At 31.0% G+C, this 1,604-nt stretch carries 2 protein-coding genes; both read right to left on the reverse strand.

Annotated elements, in window-relative coordinates:
• Nucleotides 1–3: 3 nt before the first annotated feature.
• On the reverse strand, nucleotides 4–462 hold the full coding sequence (locus PSN35_RS07625) for a hypothetical protein (RefSeq protein ID WP_300031691.1): 459 nt from the start codon (nucleotides 460–462) through the stop codon (nucleotides 4–6).
• The coding region (locus PSN35_RS07630) for an AAA family ATPase (RefSeq protein ID WP_300031694.1) at nucleotides 463–1,604 on the reverse strand (1,142 nt) is incomplete at its 5' end. It abuts the gene before it with no gap.

The raw sequence follows: 1,604 nt of genomic DNA on the forward strand, positions 1-1,604 counted from the left end.
ATTTTATTCATATTGTAATTCATTAAACCTAAGCGCCTTTGAGCTTGTCTCTCTATACTTATTTTTTTTATACATATATCTTTTTGTTGGCTTTTTATTCATTGATCTTTTGGAAACAGTCAAGAATGTATACAAATACCCACTTTTTCCTAAAACATTCAAAAATAAATTAACAATGTGCTTAGAGTGTTCGAGCTGCAATTTTGCCTTGTTAATGGTATTAGCTTCATTAGAGTTTTTTAACTCGCAAAGTAATATTCTATTATTCTTATGATCGGCCAAAACATAATCACAAGCTTTCAAGCTGTTAATTTCTTTACAAGATTTGATAATTTCATCTAACTGGAAATATTCAATCTGTTGTTCATTGCCAAGAATAATTTCGAACTTTTGTTGTTTGTCACCAAATAATATCACTTCTTCATTTGAACTATTTTTAGTCTGAAAAAAACGATCAAACATTTAAATTCTCGCCTCTAGCCCATCTCTAACTGTATTTAATTTCTCGATATCATTGTCCATACTGTTAACCTCTATACCATATTTGTCAATATTACATTCGCTAACGCCGCCGTTTTCAGCAATATAAGCACTTACACTAGCTGGTTTGATGACGTGATTTGTGGTGTATGTATGTTTTTTCATAAACGCATCTTTGTTTTCAAAGTCACTATTAAGCATTATTAGGTTGTTTAATTCCAGAACTAAAGTATCACTATGTGTCGTGAGTAATATTTTCAAGCCGTTATTGATGCAATCGGCAATAAGTTTGGCCAACAATCTTTGTTTGGCTAAACTTAAATGACTTTCAGGCTCATCAATAATAATTAAATCGCCTATTTTAGCCTTATGTTTTAAGAAAAAATACAAATTAGACAGAGCACGAACTGAGGCAGATGCCAAATGCAATGGAATATCCATTTTATTGTCGCCTTTTCTACTGTTCGAAAATCTAATTTCTGTGCCATTATGCCTCAGTTTTCCGCCATATCCGTCACTTCCGAACATATTCTCTATATGAGTTGATAAATCTACTTCTAATTCAGACTTCGTTTTTTGGTGTTTTTCGATTGCTCGCATAAAGTCAATATTGTCTTTAATCGGCAAAGCGTATCTTGAGCTTTGTTCAAACAGCATATTAAAAGGGTCAATATCTTTGTTTTTCTTTAAACGATCCATTATATTTGCCATGTTTTCGTCCAAATCTTTTTGAAAAAGACTGATTCCTAATCTTTCAGAAACAGAAATAAAAACATTAGGAATGTCAAAAATCTCCCTAAGTATTAAATGATTTATAGACTGTAAATCTGGAGAAGACGCGCCATCTATTTTTATCTCAATATTATCTGCATCAATGCTAAGATGCAACCAAGTATCTTTTCCTGTTTGTCTTTTGATTTTTTTATCTTTAATAAAATCAATTTCTGATAATTCAACACCGGTATTGTTCTGTTTAGATTGGCTAGAGAACACATTAACTGCCATCATTTCAGCGTATTGTTCTGTAATATCTTTCAATATTTTGTTTTTATCTAGAGAGTTTTTATTGATAGATAATTGACCGTTATTAAGCAAGTCTTCTTTTTGTTGCGAAGTAAAAAAAT

The organism is Candidatus Thioglobus sp. (genome assembly GCF_028599055.1).
Lineage (GTDB): Bacteria > Pseudomonadota > Gammaproteobacteria > PS1 > Pseudothioglobaceae > Thioglobus_A.